We start from the raw sequence: 24135 nt of genomic DNA on the forward strand, positions 1-24135 counted from the left end.
TCCGGCAGGTCCGCGCACGTCAGGCCCGCGCACGTCAGGTCCGCGCGCCGCGGGTCCTCCCGCCGGGGGGCCGCGCACGGCGGGTGCGTGCCGCCCTCGCCGTGCTCGCCGCGGTGGCGGTCGCCTCGGGCTGTGCGCAGGGCACCGGCGGCCGGGCCCGGCCAGCCGCCGGCCAGCAGCCGCCGCTGCAGGCGCCCCCGGCGCGCGCCCTCGACTCCTACGCCGGCCGCCTGAAGGCGGAGCACGCCGCCCTCGTGGCCGCCGCCGGACGCTGGGGGCTGCGCAAGGCGCCGCTGCGGGCCCCCGCGCCGCCCGCGAAGAAGCCCGTCATCACCACCCGCAAGGGCTTCGAGGTCGCCGGGCACACCTCGCTCGGGCTGCCGCCGGTCTTCACGACGATCCCGACCGAGGAGAAGATCGTCTTCCTCACCATCGACGACGGCGCCGAGAAGGACCCGGCCTTCCTGCGCATGATGAACGACCTGAAGATCCCGTACACCGTCTTCCTCAGCGACTACCTGGCCAAGGAGGACTACGGGTACTTCGGGCGGATGCAGGACCGCGGGGTGGGCATCAACAACCACACCCTGCACCACCCCTATCTGCCCGGCCTGTCCTACGCCCGCCAGAAGCGCGAGATCTGCGGCATGCAGGACGTCATCGAGCAGCGCTACGGCAGCCGCCCCGTCCTCTTCCGGCCCCCCTTCGGCAGCTACGACCGGGACACGCTGCGCGCCGCGAAGGCGTGCGGGGTGAAGTACGCGCCGCTCTGGAACGAGGAGGTCTTCGTCGACCGCTGGGACTACCGCGAGTGGGACCGCCGCCTCCGCCCCGGTGACATCGTCCTCAGCCACTTCCGCGGCCGGGACGAATGGAAGGGCAGCATGCCCGACATGATCCGCCGGTTCCTGCAGAAGGTGACGGACGAGGGGTACGCGGTGGCACGCCTGGAGGACTACCTGTGAGGACGCTGGGGCTGGTCGCGGGCACGCTCGCCGCGGCCGCCCTGCTGACGGGCTGCTCCCGGTCCGCCGGCCCGGCCGAGCGGCTGGGCCCCGAGGCGGCCGGACGCGCGGGGGAGCGGACGGCCCATGCCGCGGGCGACTCCCGCGCGCCGCAGCCGCCGTACCGCAGATGGGGCCTCGTGGCGCCCCTCGCCGCCGCGCCCCGGCCCGCCGACCGCCCGGCGCACCCCGCCGGCCGGACGCTGCCGCCCGTCGTCGAACGGGTGCCGACCCGCGACAAGGTGGTCTTCCTGACCTACGACGACGGGGCCGAACGCGATCCGCGGTTCGTCGACCTCGTGCGGGAACTGCGGCTTCCCGTGAGCCTGTTCCTCACCGACAGCGTCGTCGGACCGGGCTACGCCCACTTCGCCCGGCTGCGCGCGGTCGGGGCGAGCGTGCAGAACCACACCCTCGACCACGCCGTCCTGCGCGGACTGCCGTACGCCGGACAGCGCGCGGAGATCTGCGGCCAGCGGGACAAGCTCCGCGCCCGCTTCGGTGTCCGCCCCCGGCTCCTGCGCCCGCCCTACGGCGCCCACGACGCCACCACGCTGCGGGCGGCCGCCGACTGCCAGATGGCCGCGGTCGTGCGCTGGAGCGTCTCCGTCGCCGGCGCCGGGGCCCCGGCGCGTCTCGTCCCCGGCGACATCGTCTCGCTGCCCTCCGGCGAGCTCGCCGCCCCGCCGCTGCGCGACCGCACGGTCGCCGTGCTGCGGCGGATCCAGCGGCAGGGACTGACGGTCGGACGGCTGGAGGACTACCTGTAGGAGCCCGTCCCGGCCGCCGTCCGATCGCGGGTCCGACTGCCGTCCCGGCTGCCGTCCCGGCTGCCGTCCCGACCGGCCGTCCGTACGCCGCGCCGCACGGCAATTGGCACTCCGCTTGACCGAGTGCTAATCGCGGTCATAGTCTCGGCCCTGGCACTCCCCACTGGAGAGTGCCAAACACGCGACGGGCAGGTCCGGCACCCGCGACGACGGATCGACCTGGTCGCCACCTCAGACAGTTAACCCCGTGAGATCTCCGAAGGGGGAGGTCGGATCGTGACGACCGCCAGCTCCAAGGTTGCCATCAAGCCGCTCGAGGACCGCATCGTGGTCCAGCCGCTCGACGCCGAGCAGACCACGGCCTCGGGCCTGGTCATTCCGGACACCGCCAAGGAGAAGCCCCAGGAGGGCGTCGTCCTGGCCGTGGGCCCGGGCCGCTTCGAGGACGGCAACCGTCTGCCGCTCGACGTTCAGGTCGGCGACGTCGTCCTGTACAGCAAGTACGGCGGCACCGAGGTGAAGTACAACAACGAGGAGTACCTCGTTCTCTCGGCTCGCGACGTTCTCGCGATCATCGAGAAGTAAGTCACCTCGCTTCCTGCGAAGCACCTTTGCTTTCCACTGCGCCCCTGGCCCCCGCGACCGACAAGTAGCAGGGCGCCCGGGGCGCAGTGTTTTACCCCAGACTTTCCGAGAGGGCTCCCGCTGCCATGGCGAAGATCCTGAAGTTCGACGAGGACGCCCGTCGCGCTCTCGAGCGCGGCGTCAACAAGCTTGCCGACACGGTCAAGGTGACGATCGGCCCCAAGGGCCGCAACGTCGTCATCGACAAGAAGTTCGGCGCTCCCACCATCACCAACGACGGTGTGACCATCGCCCGTGAGGTCGAGGTCGAGGACCCGTACGAGAACCTCGGCGCCCAGCTGGTGAAGGAGGTGGCGACCAAGACCAACGACATCGCGGGTGACGGTACGACCACCGCCACCGTGCTGGCCCAGGCGCTCGTCCGCGAGGGCCTGAAGAACGTCGCCGCCGGTGCCTCCCCGGCCGCCCTGAAGAAGGGCATCGACGCGGCCGTCGCCGCCGTCTCCGAGGACCTGCTCGCGACCGCCCGTCCGATCGACGAGAAGTCCGACATCGCCGCCGTGGCCGCGCTGTCCGCCCAGGACCAGCAGGTCGGCGAGCTCATCGCCGAGGCGATGGACAAGGTCGGCAAGGACGGTGTCATCACCGTCGAGGAGTCCAACACCTTCGGCCTGGAGCTGGACTTCACCGAGGGCATGGCCTTCGACAAGGGCTACCTGTCGCCGTACTTCGTGACGGACCAGGAGCGCATGGAGGCCGTCCTGGAGGACCCCTACATCCTCATCAACCAGGGCAAGATCTCCTCCATCCAGGACCTGCTGCCGCTGCTGGAGAAGGTCATCCAGGCCGGCGCGTCCAAGCCGCTGCTGATCATCGCCGAGGACGTCGAGGGCGAGGCCCTGTCGACCCTGGTCGTGAACAAGATCCGCGGCACCTTCAACGCCGTCGCGGTGAAGGCCCCCGGCTTCGGCGACCGCCGCAAGGCGATGCTCCAGGACATGGCGGTCCTCACCGGCGCCACGGTCATCTCCGAGGAGGTCGGCCTCAAGCTCGACCAGGCCGGTCTGGACGTGCTGGGCAGCGCCCGCCGCGTGACCGTCTCCAAGGACGACACCACCATCGTCGACGGTGCGGGCAACTCCGAGGACGTCGTCGGCCGCATCGCCCAGATCAAGGCCGAGATCGAGAACACCGACTCCGACTGGGACCGCGAGAAGCTCCAGGAGCGCCTCGCGAAGCTGGCCGGCGGCGTGTGCGTGATCAAGGTCGGCGCCGCCACCGAGGTGGAGCTGAAGGAGAAGAAGCACCGTCTGGAGGACGCCATCTCCGCGACCCGCGCCGCGGTCGAGGAGGGCATCGTCTCCGGTGGTGGCTCCGCTCTGGTCCACGCCGTCAAGGTCCTGGAGGGCAACCTCGGCAAGGAGGGCGACGAGGCCACCGGTGTCTCCGTCGTCCGCCGCGCCGCCGTCGAGCCGCTGCGCTGGATCGCCGAGAACGCCGGCCTGGAGGGCTACGTCATCGTCTCCAAGGTCGCCGAGCTGGAGAAGGGCAGCGGTTACAACGCCGCCACCGGCGAGTACGGCGACCTGGTCAAGCAGGGCGTCATCGACCCGGTGAAGGTCACCCGCTCCGCCCTGGAGAACGCCGCCTCCATCGCCTCCCTCCTCCTGACGACCGAGACCCTGGTCGTCGAGAAGAAGGAAGAGGAGCCGGCCGAGGCGGGCCACGGCGGCCACGGCCACGCCCACTGACGCACCTCGTCGTCCGAAGGCCCGGCACCCCGATGGGGGCGCCGGGCCTTCCGGCTCGCCGGGCGGCCTACTCGCCCAGTTCGTCCAGCGCGCCGAGCTGTGCCATCAGCCCCAGCCGGTCGTACTCCCACCAGCCCTCGACGATCTTCCCGTCGCTCCCGCAGCGGAAGACGGTCGTGCCGGTCATCGTGCACTGCCTCCCGGAGGCCGCGATCCCGAGGAAGTCGCCCGTGTGGGTGCCCTTCCAGAACCAGCGCACGCACACCCGGTCACCCTCGGCGATCAGGTCCTCCACGGTGAACGCGAAGTCGAACGCCCCGCGCCACATCTCCATCTGGCGCCGGATGTTGTCCAGCCCGAGGATGTCCTGCTCATTGGCCGGATCGTGGTCGTGGTAGTGCTCCGCGACGAGGTCGTTGAGCGGCGGAAGCTCGCCCCGCGTGCCCATCGTCTCCAGCAGCCGCCGCACCTGGGACGCGAACAGCTGCTCGTCCCGCACGACGTCCAGGTCCGTGAACGTCGGCATCTCGTCGCAGAGCGCAACCATCTCGCGGAAGATCTTGTCGGTCTCCGGAAGGTTCGAGTTCCGCATCGCCTCCTCGTACGACGGGAACTCCACGATCTCGATGTAGTGCGACGCGTCCGACCGGTCCTTGCCGATCACGTTGTGCGTCGCGGTCCGCTTCCCCTTGGTCTGCTCGACCCATGTGTCCATCAGCTGGTTCATCTCGTCGAACCGGCTCGTCTTGCAGTCGATGATCTGTACGAACGTCATGGCGCCGCCTCCGGCCCCCCTGGGGTCCCGTCCGGACAGCACCATTGTTCCACCGTGCCCCTTCCGCGTCCCCCGGCCGCCGGGGCGGCTGCGGCGCTCCCCGACGCTCCTACTGCGGCCCGTACTTCCGGCCCGTCCGCGAGCTGACACTGCCCAGCAGCCCCCGCGGGACCACCTTCACCACACCCATCAGCGCCTTGTACCGCGCGTCCGGGATCGACAGCGTCTTGCCCCGGGACAGATCGGCCAGCGCCGCGGCGACCAGCTTGTCCGCGTCGAGCCACATCCAGCCGGGGATGTTGTCGGTCCCCATCCCGGCCCTCTCGTGGAACTCCGTGCGCACGAACCCCGGGCACAGCGCCATCAACCGCACGCCGCTGCCCGCCAGATCACGGGCCGCGCCCTGGGTGAACTGCACGACCCACGCCTTGGAGGCGCCGTAGGTGCCGCGCGGGACGAAGGCCGCCACCGAGGCCACGTTCACCACGCCGCCCCGCCCCCGCTCCCGCATCGCCTCCGTCGCCGCCGACGTCAGCCGGAGCACCGCCTCGCAGTGCACCTTGAGCATCCGCAGCTCGTCGTCGAGCGACACATCGAGATAGCGGCCCTTGTTCCCGAAGCCGGCGTTGTTGACCAGCAGGTCCACGGGTTTCTTCCGGTCGGACAGCCTTGCCGCGACGATGTCGATCCCGCCGTCCGTCGCGAGGTCGGCCACCAGCACCTCCGCCTCGATGCCGTGCCGGTCGTGCAGCTCGGTCGCCTGCTCGGCGAGCCGCTCACCGTCCCGTGCCACCAGGACGAGGTCGTGCCCGTCCGCCGCCAGCCGCCGTGCGAACGCGGCACCGATGCCCGCGGTCGATCCCGTAATCAGAGCCGTTGTCATGGCGCAAGGTTATGACCCGGACCGGATGGATCCACTTCCCGCACGCCCTCGGCCCGCCCGCCCCCGCAGGCCCGTCACCCGTGCTCGTGGGGTGTGCGCCCGACCGCCGCGGCCCCTCCCTTCTCCACGACCACGAACTGGCCCATCATGCCTTCGTCCTCGTGGTGCAGCAGGTGGCAGTGGTACATGTACGGCGTCTGCGGATCAGCCGGTCCGGTGAAGCGCAGGGCCGGCTTCATGACCGTCCCATGGGGCAGGAACACCGCGTCCTTGGGGCCCCGGCCCGGCCCCCGGGGTTGTCCCCTAGAGGCACACGCCACGGGAGGAGCGGAGGTGACGGCTCGCCAGCCGGGGTCGGCGAGGCCGCTCGCCCCGCGGGCAGGGCGAGCACCCGGCGCCGGCCCGGCCGCGGCCGAGACCCCGGCCCGGCGGCCGAGACCCCGGCCCGGCCCCGGCCGAGACCCCGGCCCGGCGGCCGAGACCCCGGCCCGGCGGCCGAGACCCCGGCCCGACCCCGGCCGAGACCCCGGCCCGGCGGCCGAGACCCCGGCCCGGCGGCCGAGACCCCGGCCCGGCGGCCGAGACACCGGCCGATGCCGTCGACCGCAGCCCGCTCCGCGGCGGGAGCCGTGCTTCAGTCGGTCCGGTTCGCCATGTATGCGCGTACCTCCGCGAGCAGCTCCGTGTGGAGCGCCTCCCCGGCCGGGAGCAGACGCGGCAGGAGATCCCGCCGGGTCGTCTCCGCACGGAACGCCAGGGCGACCGTCACCTCGTGGTCCGGCCGGTGCACGATCTCGACCGGGTCCCCGGCCCGGATCTCGCCCGGCTCGATCACCCGCAGATACGCGCCGGGCGCCCCGCGCTCGGTGAACCGCTTCACCCAGCGCTTCTCGCCCAGGTGGCCCTGGAAGGTGCGGCAGGGGATCCGCCCGCAGGTCACCTCCAGGACCACGTCCGGCCCGATGCGCCAGCGCTCGCCGATCAGCGCGCCGGAGACGTCCACGCCGAGGGTGGTGAGGTTCTCGCCGAACATGCCGCCGGCCAGCTCGCGCCCCAGCTCGCGCTCCCAGGCGTCCAGATCCTCCCGGGCCACCGCGTACACGGCTTGGTCGTCGCCGCCGTGGTGCCGGGTGTGGCACACCGCGTCCCCGGCCAGCCCGCTCCCGCCGACCCCCTTGGGACCCGGCGCCGCGACCCGCACCGGCCCGTCGACCGGCCGCTTGTCGATGCCGGTCACACCGTCGGGCTGATCGGTGTAGGGCACGGCCGTCGCCCGGCCCAGGTTCAGGGAGAGAAGCTTCATGGCCGCACGGTAGATTCTCCGCGGTCAAAGCGTCGACGCATTATTCGCCGCCACACCCAAGGTCGCCTTATGCTCGGAGGGTGATCGAGGCCCGACATCTCCGTGTGCTGCGCGCCGTGGCCGCCACCGGCTCCTTCTCGGCGGCGGGACGCGAGCTGGGCTGCACCCAGCCCGCCGTCAGCCAGCAGATGAAGGCGCTGGAGGCGTCCGTGGGCACCCCGCTGCTGGTCCGGGGCGGCCGCGAGATGCGGCTCACCCAGGCCGGCGAGGCCCTGGTCCGGCATGCTTCCGGCATCCTCGCCGGGCTGACCGCGGCCGAGGAGGAGGTCGCCGCCATCGCCGGTCTGCGCGCAGGCCGGGTCCGGCTGGTCTCCTTCCCCAGCGGCAGCTCCACCCTCGTCCCCACCGCACTGGCCGCCCTGCGCGCCGCGCACCCCGGCACCCGGGTCTCCCTGGTGGAGGCCGAGCCGCCGAGGTCGGTGGAGATGCTGCGCGAGGGCGACTGCGACATCGCGCTCGCGTTCCGCTACGAAGGGGCGGCGGGTGCGGAGGAGTGGGACGACCTCGTCGTGCGGCCGCTGCTGACGGACCGTCTGGTGGGGCTCGTGCCCGAGCGGCACCGGCTCGCCCGGGACGGGTCCGCGGGGCCCGTCGCCATCGGTGAACTCGCCGACGAGCCGTGGATCGCGGGCTGCCCGCGCTGCCGGGGCCAGCTCGTCGAGGTCTGCGAGAGCGCGGGCTTCACTCCCCGTATCGACTTCGCCACCGACGACTACCCGGCCGTGGTGGGCCTGGTCGGCGCCGGTCTCGGCGTCGCCGTCCTGCCTCAGCTGGCCATCGAGTCCGTACGTCCCCGGGGGGCACGCACCGTGACGCTGGAACCGGCGGTGCGCCGCGAGATCGTCGCCCTCACGCTGCCCGACCTGGCCCAGGTGCCGGCGGTCACGGCGACGCTGGAGCACCTGGCGATCGCCGCGGGCCGCAAGTAAGGAGGGGGCACGCGCACGCGTGCCCCTGACGTCCGGCACACGTGTGCGTGCCCACGATTCTGAAGAAACGTTCCTTCAGTTGTTCGAAGCGGCGTCGCCGCTTCCGGCCGACGCCGTCACCAGGCGGTGACGCGCCCGTCCCATGAGTTCCTCGCGCTCGTCCTCGGTCAACCCGCCCCACACGCCGTACGGTTCGCGCACCGCCAGAGCGTGTGCCGCGCACTGCGCACGGACCGGGCACCTCATGCAGACCTCCTTGGCCGAGTTCTCACGAGCGCTCCGGGCCGCTCCGCGCTCGCCCTCCGGGTGGAAGAAGAGCGAGCTGTCCACTCCGCGACAGGCGGCCAGCAGCTGCCAGTCCCACAGGTCAGCGTTCGGTCCGGGAAGGCGGGAGAAATCTGCCATTGCGTGACCCCTTGTAGCCGTTCTGAGCGGATACGGTGCCCACGACCGTACAACTACGATCTAAGGAGATGAAAATATGACTCATTGCGAATCTAGCCGTGGACACCAGTAAAAGGGAAGAAAATGGGCCGAATGGGGCACGGTTGTGGCGAAACGTTGAGGGTCCGCCGTCTATGTCTGCACCGTGTCCGCCCCCTCACGTAGAGTGCCGAAGATGGCGGACGGCCCCGTAACTCTTTCGAGTGACCATCGTTGAGAGTGCGAGGCGGTTGAAAACACAAGCGCTCGGGCAGGCGTCCGAGACGGTCGACCGCACAGGTGACGATTCGTACCAGCCTGGAGGCTCAAGGTGACGCGCATCAGCTGCGGAGGGCGGCCATGACTTCCGTCCTCGTCTGCGACGACTCCCCGCTTGCCCGAGAGGCGCTCCGTCGCGCGGTCGCGACCGTGCCCGGCGTAGAGCGTGTGACGACGGCGGCCAACGGCGAGGAAGTCCTCCGCCGCTGGGGTGCCGATCGCTCGGACCTGATCCTGATGGATGTACGCATGCCCGGTCTGGGCGGCGTCGAGACAGTGCGGCGGCTGCTGTCCGCCGACCCCGGGGCACGCATCATCATGCTCACCGTCGCGGAGGACCTGGACGGTGTCGCTCTCGCGGTCGCCGCGGGTGCGCGCGGCTATCTGCACAAGGATGCGTCCCGTGCCGAACTGCGCGCGACCGTGACCCAGGCGCTCGCCGACCCGACCTGGCGGCTCGCCCCCCGGCGGCTGCGGTCCGCCGAGATGGGCGCGGCCCCGACGCTCACCGCGCGGGAGATCCAGGTGCTCGAAGGCATGAGCCACGGACGGTCCAACGCGGAGATCGGCAGGGAGCTGTTCCTGTCGGAGGACACGGTCAAGACTCACGCGCGGCGGCTGTTCAAGAAGCTGGGCGCGTCCGACCGGGCCCACGCCGTGGCGCTGGGCTTCCGGTGGGGGCTGGTCCGCTAGGGGCTGCCGTGCGGATCGGCCGGCCGGCAGGGGTCACCGCCTTCGGGCGGGCCCCGCGGCGCCGGAACGATCCGGGCGGATCCCCCGCACCCGTCCGTGGCCGCCGAGGTCGCGGGCATGATCGGTGGCCTTTCGGACCGGGCCGTACGCGGCTGGTCGCGCAGTTCCCCGCGCCCCTCAGGGGCGCGGTGCGAACCGTCCCTCGGATGCCCGCTGCTCGTTTCGGCGCGGATGCCGCATCCTTGAGGGTGTGGAGTTCCTCGGGGACGAGTCGGTCGAGCGGAAGGGGAGGGCGCGAGGGATGAGTTCCGGCGCACCTGCTCATAACGCTTCGGTGCACAACGACGGACGCGGTGCCACGGGCCAGACGGCCGCAGGGCACCATGGACCGATGCGCGACGACGAGGCGAGCCGTGCCCAAGGGGTGATCGGTTCGCTCGTCCACCGCGCGGTCGAAGGGGACGAGCAGGCCACGCACGACCTGCTCGCCCATGTCCACCCGCTGGCGCTGCGCTACTGCCGCACCCGGCTGTCCCGGCTGCCGGGCGACGCGCGCCACTTCGTCGAGGACCTGGCGCAGGAAGTCTGTGTGGCCGTCCTGCTGGCGCTGCCGCGCTACCGGGACACCGGCCGCCCCTTCGAGGCGTTCGTCTTCGCCATCGCCGCGCACAAGGTCGCCGATCTCCAGCGGGCCGCCATGCGTCATCCGGGTTCCACGGCGGTCCCCTCGGACGAGATGCCCGAGCGTCCGGACGACTCCCTCGGCCCGGAGGAGCGCGCGCTGCTCAGCAGCGACGCCGAGTGGGCCAAGAAACTGCTGGCCAACCTGCCCGAGAACCAGCGCGAGCTGCTCCTGCTGCGGATCGCGGTCGGCCTCACGGCCGAGGAGACGGGGCAGATGTTGGGAATGTCACCCGGGGCGGTCCGGGTGGCGCAGCACCGCGCGCTGAGCCGGCTGAGGGCGCTCGCGGAGCAGTAGCGGGGCGGCAGCGCACCTCGGTTGAACAGGAGGGCGCCTGTTTCCGTAGGAACATACGAAGCCCGGTGCGGCCCCTTGGCGTGGAATGAGACGGGTTCTCTTCCCGTTAGCATGGACATCCGCACCGATCAAGGCCATTTGGGGAAGGTGTCATGACTGCCAACGTCGACGGAGTGCCCGGTAAATTCGCGACACTCGGGCTGACCTACGACGACGTGCTGCTGCTGCCGGGCCCGTCGGACATGGCACCCGACGAGATCGACACCGCCTCGTACGTCTCCAAGAACGTGCGGGTGAACATCCCGCTGCTGTCCGCCGCCATGGACAAGGTCACCGAGTCGCGCATGGCGATCGCGATGGCCCGCCAGGGCGGCGTCGGCGTACTCCACCGCAACCTGTCCATCGAGGACCAGGCCAACCAGGTCGACCTGGTCAAGCGCTCCGAGTCCGGCATGGTCACGGACCCGATCACGATCCACCCGGACGCCACGCTGGCCGAGGCCGACGCGATCTGCGCCAAGTTCCGCATCAGCGGTGTCCCCGTCACCGACGCCGGCAAGAAGCTGCTCGGCATCGTCACCAACCGCGACATGGCCTTCGAGACCGACCGCGCCCGCCGGGTGCGCGAGGTGATGACGCCCATGCCGCTGGTCACCGGCAAGGTCGGCATCTCCGGCGTGGAGGCCATGGAGCTGCTGCGCCGCCACAAGATCGAGAAGCTGCCGCTGGTCGACGACGAGGGCGTCCTCAAGGGCCTGATCACGGTCAAGGACTTCGTCAAGGCGGAGAAGTACCCGCACGCCGCCAAGGACGCCGAGGGCCGGCTCATCGTCGGTGCCGCGGTCGGTGTGGCCGGTGACTCCTTCGAGCGCGCCCAGGCGCTGATCGAGGCGGGCGCCGACTTCATCGTCGTCGACACCGCGCACGGCCACTCCCGGCTGGTCGGCGACATGATCGCCAAGATCAAGTCGAACCACACCCGGGTGGACGTCATCGGCGGCAACGTCGCCACCCGTGACGGCGCCCAGGCGCTCGTCGACGCGGGTGCCGACGGCATCAAGGTCGGTGTCGGTCCGGGCTCGATCTGCACCACCCGTGTGGTCGCCGGTGTCGGTGTCCCGCAGGTCACCGCCATCTACGAGGCCGCGCTCGCCGCGAAGGCGGCCGGTGTCCCGGTCATCGGCGACGGTGGTCTGCAGTACTCCGGCGACATCGCCAAGGCCCTCGTCGCGGGTGCCGACACGGTGATGCTCGGCTCGCTGCTCGCGGGCTGCGAGGAGTCCCCGGGCGAGCTGCTGTTCATCAACGGCAAGCAGTTCAAGTCGTACCGCGGCATGGGCTCCCTCGGTGCCATGCAGACCCGCGGCGACCGCAAGTCGTTCTCCAAGGACCGCTACTTCCAAGAGGGCGTCGCCTCCGACGAGCAGCTGATCCCCGAGGGCATCGAGGGCCAGGTGCCCTACCGCGGCCCGCTGGCCTCGGTCGTCCACCAGCTGGTCGGCGGCCTGCGCCAGTCGATGTTCTACGTCGGCGGCCAGACCGTGCCGGATCTCCAGGCCAACGGCCGGTTCGTCCGCATCACGTCGGCGGGTCTGAAGGAGAGCCACCCGCACGACATCCAGATGACGGTCGAGGCGCCGAACTACAGCCGCAAGTAGTCCAGCGACGCGTTCAGGGCGGCTCCGGGAAGGCTCCGGGGCCGCCCTCGGCGTGCCCGTCGGCGATACTGGAAGACGCTGAAACGCATCAGGGAAAGGCCACACATCGTGACTGAGATCGAGATCGGGCGCGGCAAGCGCGGCCGCCGGGCGTACGCCTTCGACGACATCGCCGTCGTCCCCAGCCGCCGTACGCGGGACCCGAAGGAGGTCTCGATCGCCTGGCAGATCGACGCCTACCGCTTCGAGCTGCCCTTCCTCGCGGCCCCCATGGACTCGGTCGTCTCGCCGGCCACCGCGATCCGCATCGGCGAGCTCGGCGGCCTCGGTGTCCTCAACCTCGAAGGTCTGTGGACGCGCTACGAGGACCCGCAGCCGCTGCTGGACGAGATCACCGGGCTGCCCGCCGAGACGGCCACGCGCCGCCTCCAGGAGATCTACGCCGCTCCCATCAAGGAAGAGCTGATCGGGCAGCGCATCAAGGAGGTGCGCGACTCCGGCGTGGTCACCGCCGCGGCGCTCTCCCCGCAGCGCACCGCCCAGTTCTCCAAGGCGGTCGTGGACGCGGGTGTGGACATCTTCGTCATCCGCGGTACGACGGTGTCGGCGGAGCACGTCTCCGGTTCGCACGAGCCGCTGAACCTGAAGCAGTTCATCTACGAGCTGGACGTCCCGGTCATCGTCGGCGGCTGCGCCACGTACACCGCGGCCCTGCACCTGATGCGCACGGGCGCCGCGGGTGTGCTGGTCGGCTTCGGCGGCGGCGCCGCGCACACCACGCGCAACGTCTTCGGCATCCAGGTGCCGATGGCGACCGCGGTGGCCGACGTGGCCGCGGCCCGCCGCGACTACATGGACGAGTCCGGAGGCCGCTACGTCCACGTCATCGCCGACGGCGGCGTCGGCTGGTCCGGCGACCTGCCCAAGGCCGTCGCCTGCGGCGCCGACGCCGTGATGATGGGCTCCCCGCTCGCCCGCGCGACCGACGCGCCGGGCAAGGGCCACCACTGGGGCATGGAGGCGGTCAACGAGGAGCTGCCGCGCGGCAAGAAGGTCGACCTCGGCACGGTCGGCACCCTTGAGGAGGTCCTCACGGGCCCGTCCCACACCCCGGACGGCTCGATGAACCTCTTCGGCGCTCTGCGTCGCGCCATGGCCACCACCGGCTACAGCGAGCTGAAGGAGTTCCAGCGCGTCGAGGTGACGGTCGCGGACTCGCAGCACCGGCGCTAGCCCTCAGGGCATGCGGAAGGGGCCCGTCCACACCTGTGGACGGGCCCCTTCCGCATGCGTGGCTACGCGGCGGCCTTCTTCGCCCCGGAGAAGGCGGCGAACGCGCCGATGGCGAAGAACAGGAACGTCATCGGGTCGGCGGTCTCCTTCCAGGCATCCGTCACCAGGCCGAACTCGTCGAACAGCAGAGTGGTCGCGGAGACGCCCAGCTCATCGGCGCCGATCATCGCGACACCGATGAGCTGGCCCAGGTAGACGGCGCCCAGGGAGAGCACCGCGCTGACGACGGGCAGCATCGGGTTGGCGCCGCCGACCTTGCCTGCGACGAAGCCGACGAGGAAGCCGACGCCGACGGCGGCGTAGCCGATCTCGTACTTGGTCGCGCCGACGATCGCGCCGTAGACGCCGGCGGTGACCAGGGCGGCGACGACCGCGGCCACGATGCCCAGGGCCACATTGCCGCCCCGCACCGGGGCCGGCACGGGCGGAGCCGGCGGAAAGCCGCCGGGCTGCTGAGCGGCGAAGGGGTTGCCCCCGGCGGGCGGCTGCTGGGCGTACGGGTTGCCGTCGGTGGGCGGCTGCTGGGCGTACGGGTTGCCGTCGGTGGGCGGCTGCGGCGGCACTGATTGGGTCATGACAGGGATTCCCCCCCAGGGGAGCGAGCGAGCGGTGTGCCCACAGGCGTGCGGACGAAGACGCCGCACATTAACAGCAGCGCCGGGGGCCGTCGCCGGTGAATTTCCGGGGCCGCCCGGGGGGCACGTCGCTGCGGGCGCCCGTTCACAGCCGGTGCGCCGCCCCCGTCGGGGTGGCGCCCCGGGTGTCCAGGAGGAGTTGGGCCTTCACCGACAGGCCCTGGAGGTCGTAGGTGCGGTGGGGCTGGAGGAGGATGGTGAGGTCGGCCTCGGCGGCGGCCTCGTAGAGGGAGTCCGCGCGGGGGATCGGGCGGTCCAGGACCGTCCAGCCGGGGATGTGGGGGTCGTGGTAGCTGACCGCCGCGCCCAGGGACATCAGGCGTACGGCGACCTCGTGGGCCGGGGTGGCCTGTTCGTCGGCGAGGTCGGGCTTGTAGGCGACGCCCAGGAGCAGGACGCGCGCGCCGCGGGCCGACTTGCCGTGCTCGTTCAGCAGCGCGGCCGCGCGCTGGACGACGTACCGCGGCATCTGTTCGTTGACCTGCTTGGCCAGTTCCACCATGCGCAGGCCACGGCCCGGCTGTCCGGTGAGGTCCTGCGGGACCGAGTGGCCGCCGACGCCGGGGCCGGGGCGGAACGCCTGGAAGCCGAAGGGCTTGGTCTCGGCGCAGCGGATGACGTCCCAGAGGTCGACGCCCAGGTCGTGGCAGAGGACGGCCATCTCGTTGACGAGGGCGATGTTGACGTGGCGGTAGGTGGTCTCCAGCAGATGCACGGCCTCGGCCTCGCGCAGTCCGCGGGCGCGGACGACCTTGTCGGTGATGCGGCCGTAGAACGCGGCGGCGGACTCGGTGCAGGCGGGGGTGAGGCCGCCGATCACCTTGGGGGTGTTGGCGGGGGTGAACGCGCGGTTGCCGGGGTCGACGCGGGTGGGGGAGTAGGCGAGGTGGAAGTCGCGGCCGGCGCGCAGACCGGAGCCCTCTTCGAGGAGGGGGCGCAGGACGTCCTCGGTGGTGCCGGGGAGCACGGGCGACTCCAGGATGACCGTCGTGTGGGGGCGCAGCCGGGCCGCGAGGGTGCGGGCGGCGGACTCCACCTGGCCGAGGTCGAGCCCCCCGTCGGCGGCGCGTGGGGTGGGGGCGCAGATGACGGCGGTGCGCACCCGGCCGAGCTCCGCGGGGTTGCCGGTCGGCCGGAAGCCCTCCGAGTGCATCCGGCGCAGTTCGGCGGGGCTGAGCGAGCCGGCCTCGGGGCCGGTGCGGTAGCCGATGGTGGGGATGCCGGCGGCGACAGCGGCCTGGGCCAGCGGCAGGCCGAGCGGGCCGAGTCCGATGACGGCGAGATCTGCGGGCATGGCGTGGGCCGTCCTTCCCAGTAACCGAAGCGGGACAGGTGCGCAAGTCGTGTGGACAGAACGAGCGAGCGCAATGTCAGACTAGGCGTAAATATGACCGATATGCTGCATTGTTTCCGTGTGTCGTCTTGCGTGGCGGTGGTGTTCGCGTGCAGGTCAGCCGGAGTTGTCCACAGGTCGCCCATGAGTAGTGGCTGAAGTCGGGCAAGCCGGTCAGAATTTTGGGCAGGGGGATACGGACGGGCTTCGCCCGACGGGTGCGGCCGGTGCGACCGAAGACCGGGAGGCAGCGGTGAGGACAGCGACACTGGGGCCGGCGCAGCGCGCCGAGGCCCTCGCGGGCATGGCCGAGCACGAACTGGACCTGCTGGTCGTGGGCGCCGGCGTGGTCGGCGCGGGCACCGCGCTGGACGCCGTCACGCGGGGGCTGTCCACCGGCCTCGTCGAGGCACGTGACTGGGCGTCCGGCACGTCGAGCAGATCCAGCAAGCTCATCCACGGCGGTCTGCGCTATCTGGAGATGCTCGACTTCGCGCTCGTACGGGAGGCGCTGAAGGAGCGGGGGCTGCTGCTGGAGCGGCTCGCGCCGCATCTGGTCAAACCGGTGCCGTTCCTGTACCCGCTCCAGCACCAGGGCTGGGAGCGGCTGTACGCGGGATCGGGCGTCGCCCTCTACGACGCCATGTCCATGGCCCGTGGCCACGGGCGCGGCCTGCCCGTGCACCGACATCTGACCCGGCGTCACGCCCTGCGCGTGGCCCCCTGCCTGAAGAAGGACGCGCTGGTCGGCGCGCTGCAGTACTACGACGCCCAGATGGACGACGCCCGCTATGTGGCGACCCTGGTGCGCACCGCCGCCGCGTACGGCGCCCAGGTCGCCAACCGCGCACGGGTCACCGGCTTCCTGCGCGAGGGCGAGCGCGTGGTCGGCGCGCGCGTGCAGGACGTCGAGGCGGGCGGGGAGTACGAGATCCACGCCAAGCAGATCGTCAACGCCACCGGGGTGTGGACGGACGACACCCAGGCCATGGTCGGTGAGCGCGGGCAGTTCCACGTCCGGGCCTCCAAGGGCATCCACCTCGTCGTGCCCAAGGACCGCATCCACTCCACCACCGGGCTGATCCTGCGCACCGAGAAGTCCGTGCTGTTCGTCATTCCCTGGGGCAGGCACTGGATCATCGGCACCACCGACACCGACTGGGACCTGGACAAGGCCCACCCCGCCGCCTCCAGCGCCGACATCGACTATCTGCTGGAGAATGTGAACTCGGTGCTGGCGGTGCCGCTCACCCGCGACGACGTCGAGGGGGTCTACGCCGGACTGCGTCCGCTGCTGGCCGGCGAGTCGGACGCCACCAGCAAGCTCTCGCGCGAGCACACCGTCGCCCACCCGGTGCCGGGCCTGGTCGTGGTGGCGGGCGGCAAGTACACGACGTACCGGGTGATGGCCAAGGACGCGGTGGACGAGGCGGTCCACGCCCTGGACCGGCGGGTCGCGGGCTGTGTCACCGAGGACATCCCGCTGGTCGGCGCCGAGGGCTACCGCGCGCTGTGGAACGCGCGAGCGCGCATCGCCGCCCGCACCGGACTCCACGTCGTGCGTGTGGAGCATCTGCTCAACCGCTACGGCTCGATGGCGGAGGAACTGCTCGAACTCATCGCCGAGGACCCCTCGTTGGGCGAACCCCTGCAGGGCGCCGAGGACTATCTGCGCGCCGAGGTCGTCTACGCCGCCTCGCACGAGGGCGCCCGCCACCTGGACGACGTCCTGACCCGGCGCACCCGCATCTCCATCGAGACCTTCGACCGCGGCACCCGCTGCGCCCGGGAGACGGCCGAACTGATGGCGCCGGTGCTCGGCTGGGACGACGACCACGTGGACCGGGAGGTGAAGCACTACGAGAAGCGGGTGGAGGCCGAGCGGGAGTCCCAGCGCCAGCCCGACGACCTGACCGCGGACGCGGCACGCCTGGGGGCACCCGACATCGTGCCGCTGTAGGGGCGGCCGGGGCCGCTGCGGGGCCCGTTGTCCGCAGGCGCCGGCGGACCGCTGCGGGGCCCGTCGGCCCCGGCCCGCCGTGCCGCTGCTCGGAACGGGTGATTCAGGCCAGTCCCGGACACGTCGGCACGGTTGTGCGGCGAGGGGCCCCCGGGGCGTGGGGCACTTGTCGGGTGAGGGACAATGGAGCCTCTGTCAGGGCGGGTTGCACGAGGGGACGCATGTCGGAGGCGGAGCGGGCGGGGACATCCCGTCAGGACAAGAGCGCACGTCTCCTCGCCGGGCGCTACCGGCTGGGAGACGTGCTCGGCCGCGGCGGCATGGGCACGGTGTGGCGCGCCGAGGACGAGACCCTCGGGCGCACGGTCGCCGTGAAGGAGCTGCGGTTCCCGTCGAACATCGACGAGGAGGAGAAGCGCCGGCTGATCACGCGGACGCTGCGCGAGGCCAAGGCCATCGCGCGGATCCGCAACAACAACGCGGTGACGGTCTTCGACGTGGTCGAGGAGGACGACCGGCCGTGGATCGTCATGGAGCTCGTCGAGGGCAAGTCGCTCGCCGAGGCCATCCGTGAGGACGGTCTGCTGGAGCCGCGCCGCGCCGCGGAGGTCGGTCTCGCCATTCTCGACGTGCTGCGCTCGGCGCACCGCGAGGGCATCCTGCACCGTGACGTGAAGCCGTCCAACGTGCTGATCGCCGAGGACGGCCGGGTCGTGCTCACCGACTTCGGCATCGCGCAGGTGGAGGGCGACCCGTCCATCACCTCGACCGGCATGCTCGTCGGCGCCCCCTCCTACATCTCCCCGGAGCGCGCCCGCGGCCACAAGCCCGGCCCCGCGGCCGACCTGTGGTCGCTCGGCGGCCTGCTGTACGCCGCGGTCGAGGGAGTGCCGCCGTACGACAAGGGTTCGGCGATCGCCACGCTCACCGCGGTGATGACCGAGCCGCTGGACGAGCCGAAGAACGCGGGCCCGCTCGCCGAGGTCATCCGCGGGCTGCTCACCAAGGACCCCGCCGAGCGGCTCGACGACTCGGGCGCGCGGGCGCTGCTCGACGCCGTGCTCCGCGCCCCCGACCCGGACGAGGCGAGGGACGCGACGAAGGTCGTGCCGCTGCCGGCGCAGCCGGGCGAGTCCGGAGGCCGGCGGGGCGAGGAGTCGGGCGACCGGCTGCGCGGGGCCCTGCGCTCCGTGCGCAAGGCCGCGGTGTCGGCGGGAGCGGCCACCACCGCGGCGGCGTCCCGGACGAAGTCCGGGAAGGACGCACGCGCGGAGACGGCCACCGGTGCGGCGGGCTCGGCCGGTGCGGCCGGCACGGGCTCCCGTTCCGGCACGCGGAGCTCTTCCGCCCCCACCGCCGAGGCCGGTACGGGCGGCGGGAACGCCGCCGCGGGCGGGCGCAGCTCGGGCTGGCCCGTCATGCCGCCGCCGGACCTGCCGCCGCGGCCGGTGCGGCGGGCACCGCTGACGGACGTCGTACCCCGGCGGACCCTGGTGATCATCGCGGTGGCCCTGGCGCTCGCCGTGCTCGGCACGGTGCTCGCCCTCACCCTCGGCGGCGGAGACGGCGACAAGGGCTCCGCGAAGTCCGGTGACGGCACCGGCACGACGGCCGGGGCGGCCCCGAGCGCCGACACCAAGGACGACGAGCAGGGCGGCACCCGCCCGGACGGCAAGGCGTCCGCGCCGGACGGCCAGGGCGCGAAGCCGGGCGCGAGCACGCCGGACACCGGCGAGGACGGCGAGGCCGAGGGCGGCAAGGGCAAGGACGCCGGGGACGGCTCCGCCAAGGACGGCACCGGCGTGGCCAGGACGCACCGGGGCGGCCAGGGCTACTCGATCGGGCTGCCCAAGGGCTGGGCGTTCGAGTCGAGCGGCGACTCGGGCGACCGCTTCACCGGCCCCGACGGACAGAAACTGCTCGTCGCCTGGACCACCACGCCCAAGGACGACCCGGTCGCCGACTGGCGCAACCAGGAGGGCGGCATGGTCCGCTCTCAGTACCAGCGGATCCGCATAGAGGCAGTGGACTACCGCGGCTGGAACACGGCCGACTGGGAGTTCACCTACACCGAGGGCGGGACGAAGTACCGGACGGTCGACCGCGGGTTCGTCGTCGACGACGACCAGGGCTACGCGCTGATGTACACGGCGAAGGCCGCCAAGTGGCGCGGGGAACTGCGCCGGGACAGCTGGCAGACGCTGACGAGGACGTTCCGGCCGAAGGACTGACCCGGACCCGGGGCCGGTCCCCGCGCAGGCCGGCCCCGGGTCCGGGCGAGGTCCCCCAGGGGGCTGAAGCCGGGATTCCGGGGGCGGAGCCGGGCGAGATCTCCCATCCCCTCGATGCGGGTTGCCTCCGGCACGTATCGTGAGTGCTTGCGAACCGTACGCATCCGGAACGGGACGCCGTACGAACGGAATTGACCAGCCGGGCGGCCGGGGGAGGCAACGTGGACGACTATGCGGGACGGGTGCTGGCCGACCGCTACCGCCTGCCGCTGCCGCCCTCCGAGGAGTACGAGCTCACCGAGAGCCGAGCCTTCGACACCTACAGCGGGCAGGAGGTCCTGGTCCGCCAGGTGCCGCTGCCGGAGGTCGTCGAGGCGGAGGTGCTCGACGCCGACGGGCTGCCGGAGGGCTTCACCGCACGGGACCCGGGCGTACGGCGGCCCGCCGCGCGCGGCAGCGTACGGCGTCCCGCGGACCCGGCCGTACGGCGTGCCGTGGAGGCCGCGCAGGCAGCCGCGGCCATTCCCGACCACCCACGGCTGGACCAGGTCTTCGACGTGTTCGCCGAGGGCGGTTCGCTGTGGATAGTCAGCGAGCTGGTCGCCGCGCGCCCCCTGGCCGCGCTGCTCGCCGAGCGGCCGCTGACGCCGTACCGGGCCGCCGAGGTGGCCTCCGACGTCCTCACGGCCCTGCGTGTCCTGCACGCCCACGGCTGGGTCCACCGCAACATCACCGCCCGCACGGTCCTCGTCTGCGACGACGGCCGTGTCATGCTCACCGGCCTCGCGGTCGGCGCGGCGGAGGAGGCGCTGTGCGGATACGACCCGGTGCCGGCGCAGGAGGAGGCCGGGCCCGCGGGGACGCGTCCCGCCGGACCGCCGGACGGCACGGAGTCCCACGGTGGCTCCGCCGCGCACCTTCCCCGGCCCGCGGGACCCGCCGTCCCCGGAGCCGGTGACGCGGAGGCCGCGCGCCGGGCCGCGATCGAGGCACGCGGCGCCGGGCGGCTGCCCGCGCCGGGCGGGCCCGGAACGGGCGGCGCCGGTGCGCCGGGCGGCCCGGCCCGCCGGGAGCTGGAGAGCGGCGGGGACGTCCGGGCGGCACGCGCCGGGGCGATCGCGGCGTACCGTGCGGGCACACGGGCGGCGGCCCGCGTCCAGGAGGCGCAGGCGAGCGCGCACGGCGTCGTGCCGGGCGCCCGGTCCGCCCCCGAGGGCGGCGTGCCGCAGCTGCCGCCCGCCCCCGGGCAGGACGCCACGGGCCGGACCGGCGCCACACCCCCGGGCCAGATCGCCGACCCCTACGGCGTGCACACCGCCTCCTGGCACGGCGCGTCACCCCGCCGGGCCCCCGGAGTCCCGGCACCGGGCGCCGCGCCCGGCGGCACGGCCGGTGTTCTTCCGGCCGACCCGGCCCGCCAGGCGCTCCCGCCCGCGGGCCGTACCCAGGACCCGCCCCTCGTGCCGGCCGGCGCGGCCGCACCGCACCGCACCGCCGGCCCCGCCGGACAGTGGGACACGCCCGCCCCCGCCCGCCGCGGCCCGGCCACCGCGCTCGCCGCCGAGCGGGCCCGGCAGGCACGGATGGCCGTGGTGGGGCCCGTCACCGAGCGGTGGGCACCGGAGCAGGCCGGGCCCGTGCACGAGAACTGGCAGCTGGCGGCACCCATCGGCCCGTCCACCGACCTCTGGGCGCTGGGCGCGCTGCTGTTCCGGGCGGTGCAGGGGCATGCGCCCTACCCGGAGGAGTCGACGGCCGAACTGGTGCAGATGGTGTGCGCCGAGCCGCCCGCCTTCGCCGAGGAGTGCGGGCCGCTCAGGCCGGTGGTGGAGTCGCTGCTGCGTCAGGACCCCACCGACCGCAGCGACTTCGAGGAGCTGCGCGGATGGCTGCGGTCGCTCGTGCGGTCGGCGCCCGAGCCGGAGGCCGGTGTGCACGTCGTCGCCGCGCCGCCCGCCGGAACCGGCCGGCTGCCCGTCGTACGACGCCGTGGCGAGCTGGTGCGCAGGCGGCGTGCCGCGCTGCCCGCGACGCACGGACGGCACAAGCGGGCCCGCGCGCAGGAGCGTTCGCCGCGCAGCCTGGGCCGGACCCTGCTGGTGGCGGTGCTGCTGGCGATGGCGGCGGCGATCGCGTACGCCATGCTGTTCATGCCCAAGTCCGGTGAGTCCGGCTCGGCGGGTCCGCCCACCGCGGACCGCACCGGGGCGGCGGGCAGCGCGGAGCAGGCGCCGGAGGACTCGCCGCAGGCCAGCAGCGAGCCGCGGCCCGACCAGACCGGCCCCTCCGATGGCAACGACCCCTCGGAATCGGCCGGTTCCACCGAGACGCAGACCACCGGCCCGGCCGCCGACGGCTTCACCCTGCGCAGCGACCCCGCCGGTTTCCGCGTCGCCGTCGCCGACGGCTGGGACCGCACCCCGCCCAACGGCCGCGGCCAGGTGCGCTACACCCATGGCGCCTTCGAGCTGATCGTCGTCGCCGGACGGGACACGGCGGCGGAGTTCGGCGGCGATCCGATGGTCTACCAGCGCGAGCGGGAGGCGGAGCTGCAGTCGTACCGCGACTCCACCTGGGCCACGGCGACCGGGCTGAAGACGATATCGGTGGGCGGACGGACCATGGCCGAGGGCCAGTTCACCTGGACCGGGCCCGACGGCCGTGAGCTGTTCGTGCGCAATGTCGCGATCCTCCTCGACGGCCGCTACCACGTGGTGCAGGTGCGCGGCCCCGAAGCCGAACGGGACGAGGTGACACGGCTGTACGAGCAGGCGTCGACGACGTACCAGGTCACGGGCGGCTGATCCGGGGCCCCGCGTTTCGGTTCCCTTCCGTCACGCAAAGCGACAACCGTCACAGTGAGGTATCCGAGTCACCCCGCGTGTTCCCCGTCGGGTCACCGGTCCTTACCCTGACCCTGTCAAGAACATTGCGGGGCAACGTGAATCAGATGCAGGGCCGGCTCATCGCGAGCCGCTATCGGCTGACCGAATCGATCGGCAGAGGCGGCATGGGCCGGGTGTGGCGGGCGCACGACGAGGTGCTGCACCGCACCGTCGCCGTCAAGGAACTGACGGCCGCGCTGTACGTGTCGGAGAGCGACCAGGCGGTGCTGCTGGCGCGCACCCGGGCCGAGGCGCGCGCCGCCGCCCGGATCAGCCACTCCGCCGTGGTCACCGTCCACGACGTGCTGGAGCACGACGGCCGGCCGTGGATCGTCATGGAGCTGGTCGAGGGCCGCTCGCTGGCCGACGCGGTCAAGGAGGGCCCCATCGAGCCCGCCGAGGCGGCCCGTATCGGCATGTGGGTGCTGCGCGCCCTGGGAGCCGCGCACACCGCCGGTGTCCTGCACCGCGACGTCAAGCCCGGCAACGTCCTGCTCGGCCGTGAAGGCCGGGTGCTGCTCACCGACTTCGGCATCGCGCAGATCGAGGGCGACTCCACCATCACGCGCACCGGAGAGGTCGTCGGCTCCGTCGACTACCTCGCCCCGGAGCGGGTCCGCGGACACGACCCCGGCCCCGCCTCCGACCTGTGGGCGCTCGGCGCGACGCTGTACACGGCCGTCGAGGGCCGTTCGCCGTTCCGGCGCACCTCGCCCATCTCGACCATGCAGGCCGTGGTCGAGGAGCAGGCCGCCGAACCCGTCAACGCCGGTGCCCTCGCCCCGGTCATCGCCGCCCTGCTGCGCAAGGATCCGGCCAGTCGTCCCGGCGCCGCCGAGGCCGAGCGGATGCTCGCGGAGGTGGCGGAGGGCCGGGTGCCGGCCGTGGCCCCGCCCTACGTCCCGGCCCAGGCGGGCCCCCCGCGGGGCCGGACCGTGCCCACGCCGACGTCCACGACGACACCGTACGGCCCGCCGCACGGGCAGCCGCCCCACGGCTCGGCGCCCCGGCGCCCGCGCCGACGGCGCACCCTCGCTCTCGTCGTCGTCCTCGCGGCACTCATCGGCGGCGGCACCGCGGTGGGGATCCAGCACTGGCGCGGGGGGGAGCAGCAGAACACCGCGGATCCCGGCCCGACTCCCTCGCCGACCCCGACACGGTCCGTCGGCACGCTCCCCGACGGCTGGGTGCGCCGCGACGACCCCTTCGGCTTCACGATCGCCCTGCCCGGACCGGAGTGGCGGCGCACGGAGTTCGACAAGGCCACCGGCCAGGCCGACTACTCGCCCGACGGCGGGGAGCACTTCTTCCGGATCGCCGTCGACCCGGCACCCGACTTCGACCCGTACGAGCACCAGCGCGACCTGGAGGAGCGGGTGCAGCGGCTGGCCGACTACCAGCGGCTGAGCATGCACAGGAACACCTACCGGGACCGCCCGGGCGCGCTGTGGGAGTACACCTGGACCGCGCTGGAGAAGGACGCGGCGACCCGGCCCGGCCCGCGCCACGCGATCGACCAGATGTACATCACCCGCGACGGCGTGGAGTACGCCCTGTACGCCTCCGCCCCGGCCGCCGACTGGGAGACCATGCGCAAGCAGTTCGACGTGCTGCTGCGCACCTGGCAGCCCAAGCCCTCCTGACAGGGGCGGGTCCGGCCACGGCCGTCCCCCGCGCCCTTCGGCGGGTCCCGGGGACTCAGGGAA

20 protein-coding genes are annotated in these 24135 nt (G+C 72.7%); 13 read left to right on the forward strand and 7 right to left on the reverse strand.

Going from position 1 to position 24135, the window contains the following annotated elements; all coding sequences use genetic code 11:
* Window positions 1-83: 83 nt before the first annotated feature.
* The 4 genes from ACIQGV_RS21475 (at window position 84) to groL (ending at window position 4110) form a co-directional block, all read left to right on the forward strand.
* Window positions 84-965, forward strand: coding sequence for a polysaccharide deacetylase family protein (locus ACIQGV_RS21475; protein ID WP_402496632.1), 882 nt, complete (start codon window positions 84-86; stop codon window positions 963-965).
* Entirely contained in the window at window positions 962-1774 is an 813-nt protein-coding gene (locus ACIQGV_RS21480) for a polysaccharide deacetylase family protein (protein ID WP_402496633.1), read from the forward strand. The genes ACIQGV_RS21475 and ACIQGV_RS21480 overlap by 4 nt, the downstream gene beginning before the upstream one ends.
* Window positions 1775-2050: 276 nt before the next feature.
* Window positions 2051-2359 (forward strand): co-chaperone GroES, encoded by a 309-nt coding sequence (gene groES, locus ACIQGV_RS21485; RefSeq protein ID WP_086729066.1) that lies wholly within the window; start codon window positions 2051-2053, stop codon window positions 2357-2359.
* A gap of 125 nt (window positions 2360-2484) precedes the next feature.
* Entirely contained in the window at window positions 2485-4110 is a 1626-nt protein-coding gene (groL, locus tag ACIQGV_RS21490) for a chaperonin GroEL (protein ID WP_402496634.1), read from the forward strand.
* Between the two features lie 67 nt (window positions 4111-4177).
* On the opposite strand, the gene ACIQGV_RS21495 is transcribed toward groL, so the two are convergent.
* From ACIQGV_RS21495 to ACIQGV_RS21510, 4 genes are all read right to left on the reverse strand, one after another.
* Window positions 4178-4885: an ester cyclase gene (locus ACIQGV_RS21495; protein WP_402496635.1), complete on the reverse strand. Its 708-nt coding sequence runs from the start codon at window positions 4883-4885 to the stop codon at window positions 4178-4180.
* Between the two features lie 109 nt (window positions 4886-4994).
* Entirely contained in the window at window positions 4995-5768 is a 774-nt protein-coding gene (locus tag ACIQGV_RS21500; RefSeq protein ID WP_402496636.1) for an SDR family NAD(P)-dependent oxidoreductase, read from the reverse strand.
* Between the two features lie 74 nt (window positions 5769-5842).
* Window positions 5843-6031 carry a multicopper oxidase domain-containing protein gene (locus ACIQGV_RS21505; RefSeq protein ID WP_402496637.1) on the reverse strand — a complete coding sequence of 63 codons (189 nt, stop codon included), beginning with the start codon at window positions 6029-6031 and terminating at the stop codon, window positions 5843-5845.
* A gap of 371 nt (window positions 6032-6402) precedes the next feature.
* Window positions 6403-7071 (reverse strand): MOSC domain-containing protein, encoded by a 669-nt coding sequence (locus ACIQGV_RS21510; RefSeq protein WP_402496638.1) that lies wholly within the window; start codon window positions 7069-7071, stop codon window positions 6403-6405.
* Between the two features lie 80 nt (window positions 7072-7151).
* Between ACIQGV_RS21510 and ACIQGV_RS21515 the strand changes: the two genes are divergently transcribed.
* The gene (locus tag ACIQGV_RS21515) at window positions 7152-8060 is read left to right on the forward strand and encodes a LysR family transcriptional regulator (protein WP_402496639.1); all 909 of its coding nucleotides are present in this window, start codon (window positions 7152-7154) and stop codon (window positions 8058-8060) included.
* 75 nt (window positions 8061-8135) lie between these two features.
* Here ACIQGV_RS21515 and ACIQGV_RS21520 read toward each other — a convergent pair whose 3' ends face one another.
* The gene (locus tag ACIQGV_RS21520) at window positions 8136-8465 is read right to left on the reverse strand and encodes a WhiB family transcriptional regulator (protein WP_402496640.1); all 330 of its coding nucleotides are present in this window, start codon (window positions 8463-8465) and stop codon (window positions 8136-8138) included.
* Between the two features lie 378 nt (window positions 8466-8843).
* On the opposite strand from ACIQGV_RS21520, the gene ACIQGV_RS21525 reads away from it, so the two are divergent.
* From ACIQGV_RS21525 to ACIQGV_RS21540, 4 genes are all read left to right on the forward strand, one after another.
* Window positions 8844-9455, forward strand: a complete 612-nt coding sequence (locus ACIQGV_RS21525) for a response regulator transcription factor (RefSeq protein ID WP_003948568.1) — start codon at window positions 8844-8846, stop codon at window positions 9453-9455.
* Between the two features lie 391 nt (window positions 9456-9846).
* A complete protein-coding gene (locus ACIQGV_RS21530) occupies window positions 9847-10434 on the forward strand; it encodes a sigma-70 family RNA polymerase sigma factor (RefSeq protein WP_402496641.1) in 588 nt (195 codons plus the stop codon).
* 152 nt (window positions 10435-10586) lie between these two features.
* On the forward strand, window positions 10587-12092 hold the full coding sequence (gene guaB / locus ACIQGV_RS21535) for an IMP dehydrogenase (RefSeq protein ID WP_402496642.1): 1506 nt from the start codon (window positions 10587-10589) through the stop codon (window positions 12090-12092).
* 108 nt (window positions 12093-12200) lie between these two features.
* Window positions 12201-13325 (forward strand): GuaB3 family IMP dehydrogenase-related protein, encoded by a 1125-nt coding sequence (locus ACIQGV_RS21540; RefSeq protein WP_402496643.1) that lies wholly within the window; start codon window positions 12201-12203, stop codon window positions 13323-13325.
* Between the two features lie 62 nt (window positions 13326-13387).
* Here the strand turns inward: ACIQGV_RS21540 and ACIQGV_RS21545 are convergent, their stop codons facing one another.
* Together ACIQGV_RS21545 and ACIQGV_RS21550 are read right to left on the reverse strand one after the other, a co-directional pair.
* On the reverse strand, window positions 13388-13960 hold the full coding sequence (locus tag ACIQGV_RS21545) for a hypothetical protein (RefSeq protein ID WP_402496644.1): 573 nt from the start codon (window positions 13958-13960) through the stop codon (window positions 13388-13390).
* A gap of 145 nt (window positions 13961-14105) precedes the next feature.
* Window positions 14106-15314, reverse strand: coding sequence for a nucleotide sugar dehydrogenase (locus ACIQGV_RS21550; protein ID WP_402496645.1), 1209 nt, complete (start codon window positions 15312-15314; stop codon window positions 14106-14108).
* A gap of 292 nt (window positions 15315-15606) precedes the next feature.
* Between ACIQGV_RS21550 and ACIQGV_RS21555 the strand changes: the two genes are divergently transcribed.
* The 4 genes from ACIQGV_RS21555 to ACIQGV_RS21570 all read left to right on the forward strand — a co-directional run bounded on the left by ACIQGV_RS21555 (window position 15607) and on the right by ACIQGV_RS21570 (window position 24072).
* On the forward strand, window positions 15607-17313 hold the full coding sequence (locus ACIQGV_RS21555) for a glycerol-3-phosphate dehydrogenase/oxidase (RefSeq protein WP_402496646.1): 1707 nt from the start codon (window positions 15607-15609) through the stop codon (window positions 17311-17313).
* Window positions 17314-17534: 221 nt separating this feature from the next.
* The gene (locus ACIQGV_RS21560; RefSeq protein WP_402496647.1) at window positions 17535-19544 is read left to right on the forward strand and encodes a serine/threonine-protein kinase; all 2010 of its coding nucleotides are present in this window, start codon (window positions 17535-17537) and stop codon (window positions 19542-19544) included.
* A gap of 221 nt (window positions 19545-19765) precedes the next feature.
* On the forward strand, window positions 19766-22348 hold the full coding sequence (locus tag ACIQGV_RS21565; protein WP_402496648.1) for a protein kinase: 2583 nt from the start codon (window positions 19766-19768) through the stop codon (window positions 22346-22348).
* 146 nt (window positions 22349-22494) lie between these two features.
* Window positions 22495-24072, forward strand: coding sequence for a serine/threonine-protein kinase (locus ACIQGV_RS21570; RefSeq protein ID WP_402496793.1), 1578 nt, complete (start codon window positions 22495-22497; stop codon window positions 24070-24072).
* Window positions 24073-24135: the final 63 nt, after the last annotated feature.

This window comes from Streptomyces sp. NPDC093094 (assembly GCF_044754345.1).
Classification (GTDB): Bacteria; Actinomycetota; Actinomycetes; order Streptomycetales; family Streptomycetaceae; genus Streptomyces.

Coding starts and splice junctions, on each gene's coding strand:
- ACIQGV_RS21570 (WP_402496793.1), top strand. CDS start 22,495: ATGCAGGGCCGGCTCATCGCGAGCCGCTATCGGCTGACCGAATCGATC.
- groL (WP_402496634.1), top strand. CDS start 2,485: ATGGCGAAGATCCTGAAGTTCGACGAGGACGCCCGTCGCGCTCTCGAG.
- ACIQGV_RS21520 (WP_402496640.1), bottom strand. CDS start 8,465: ATGGCAGATTTCTCCCGCCTTCCCGGACCGAACGCTGACCTGTGGGAC.
- ACIQGV_RS21530 (WP_402496641.1), top strand. CDS start 9,847: ATGCGCGACGACGAGGCGAGCCGTGCCCAAGGGGTGATCGGTTCGCTC.
- ACIQGV_RS21495 (WP_402496635.1), bottom strand. CDS start 4,885: ATGACGTTCGTACAGATCATCGACTGCAAGACGAGCCGGTTCGACGAG.
- ACIQGV_RS21500 (WP_402496636.1), bottom strand. CDS start 5,768: ATGACAACGGCTCTGATTACGGGATCGACCGCGGGCATCGGTGCCGCG.
- ACIQGV_RS21510 (WP_402496638.1), bottom strand. CDS start 7,071: ATGAAGCTTCTCTCCCTGAACCTGGGCCGGGCGACGGCCGTGCCCTAC.
- guaB (WP_402496642.1), top strand. CDS start 10,587: ATGACTGCCAACGTCGACGGAGTGCCCGGTAAATTCGCGACACTCGGG.
- ACIQGV_RS21560 (WP_402496647.1), top strand. CDS start 17,535: ATGTCGGAGGCGGAGCGGGCGGGGACATCCCGTCAGGACAAGAGCGCA.
- ACIQGV_RS21545 (WP_402496644.1), bottom strand. CDS start 13,960: ATGACCCAATCAGTGCCGCCGCAGCCGCCCACCGACGGCAACCCGTAC.
- ACIQGV_RS21550 (WP_402496645.1), bottom strand. CDS start 15,314: ATGCCCGCAGATCTCGCCGTCATCGGACTCGGCCCGCTCGGCCTGCCG.
- ACIQGV_RS21525 (WP_003948568.1), top strand. CDS start 8,844: ATGACTTCCGTCCTCGTCTGCGACGACTCCCCGCTTGCCCGAGAGGCG.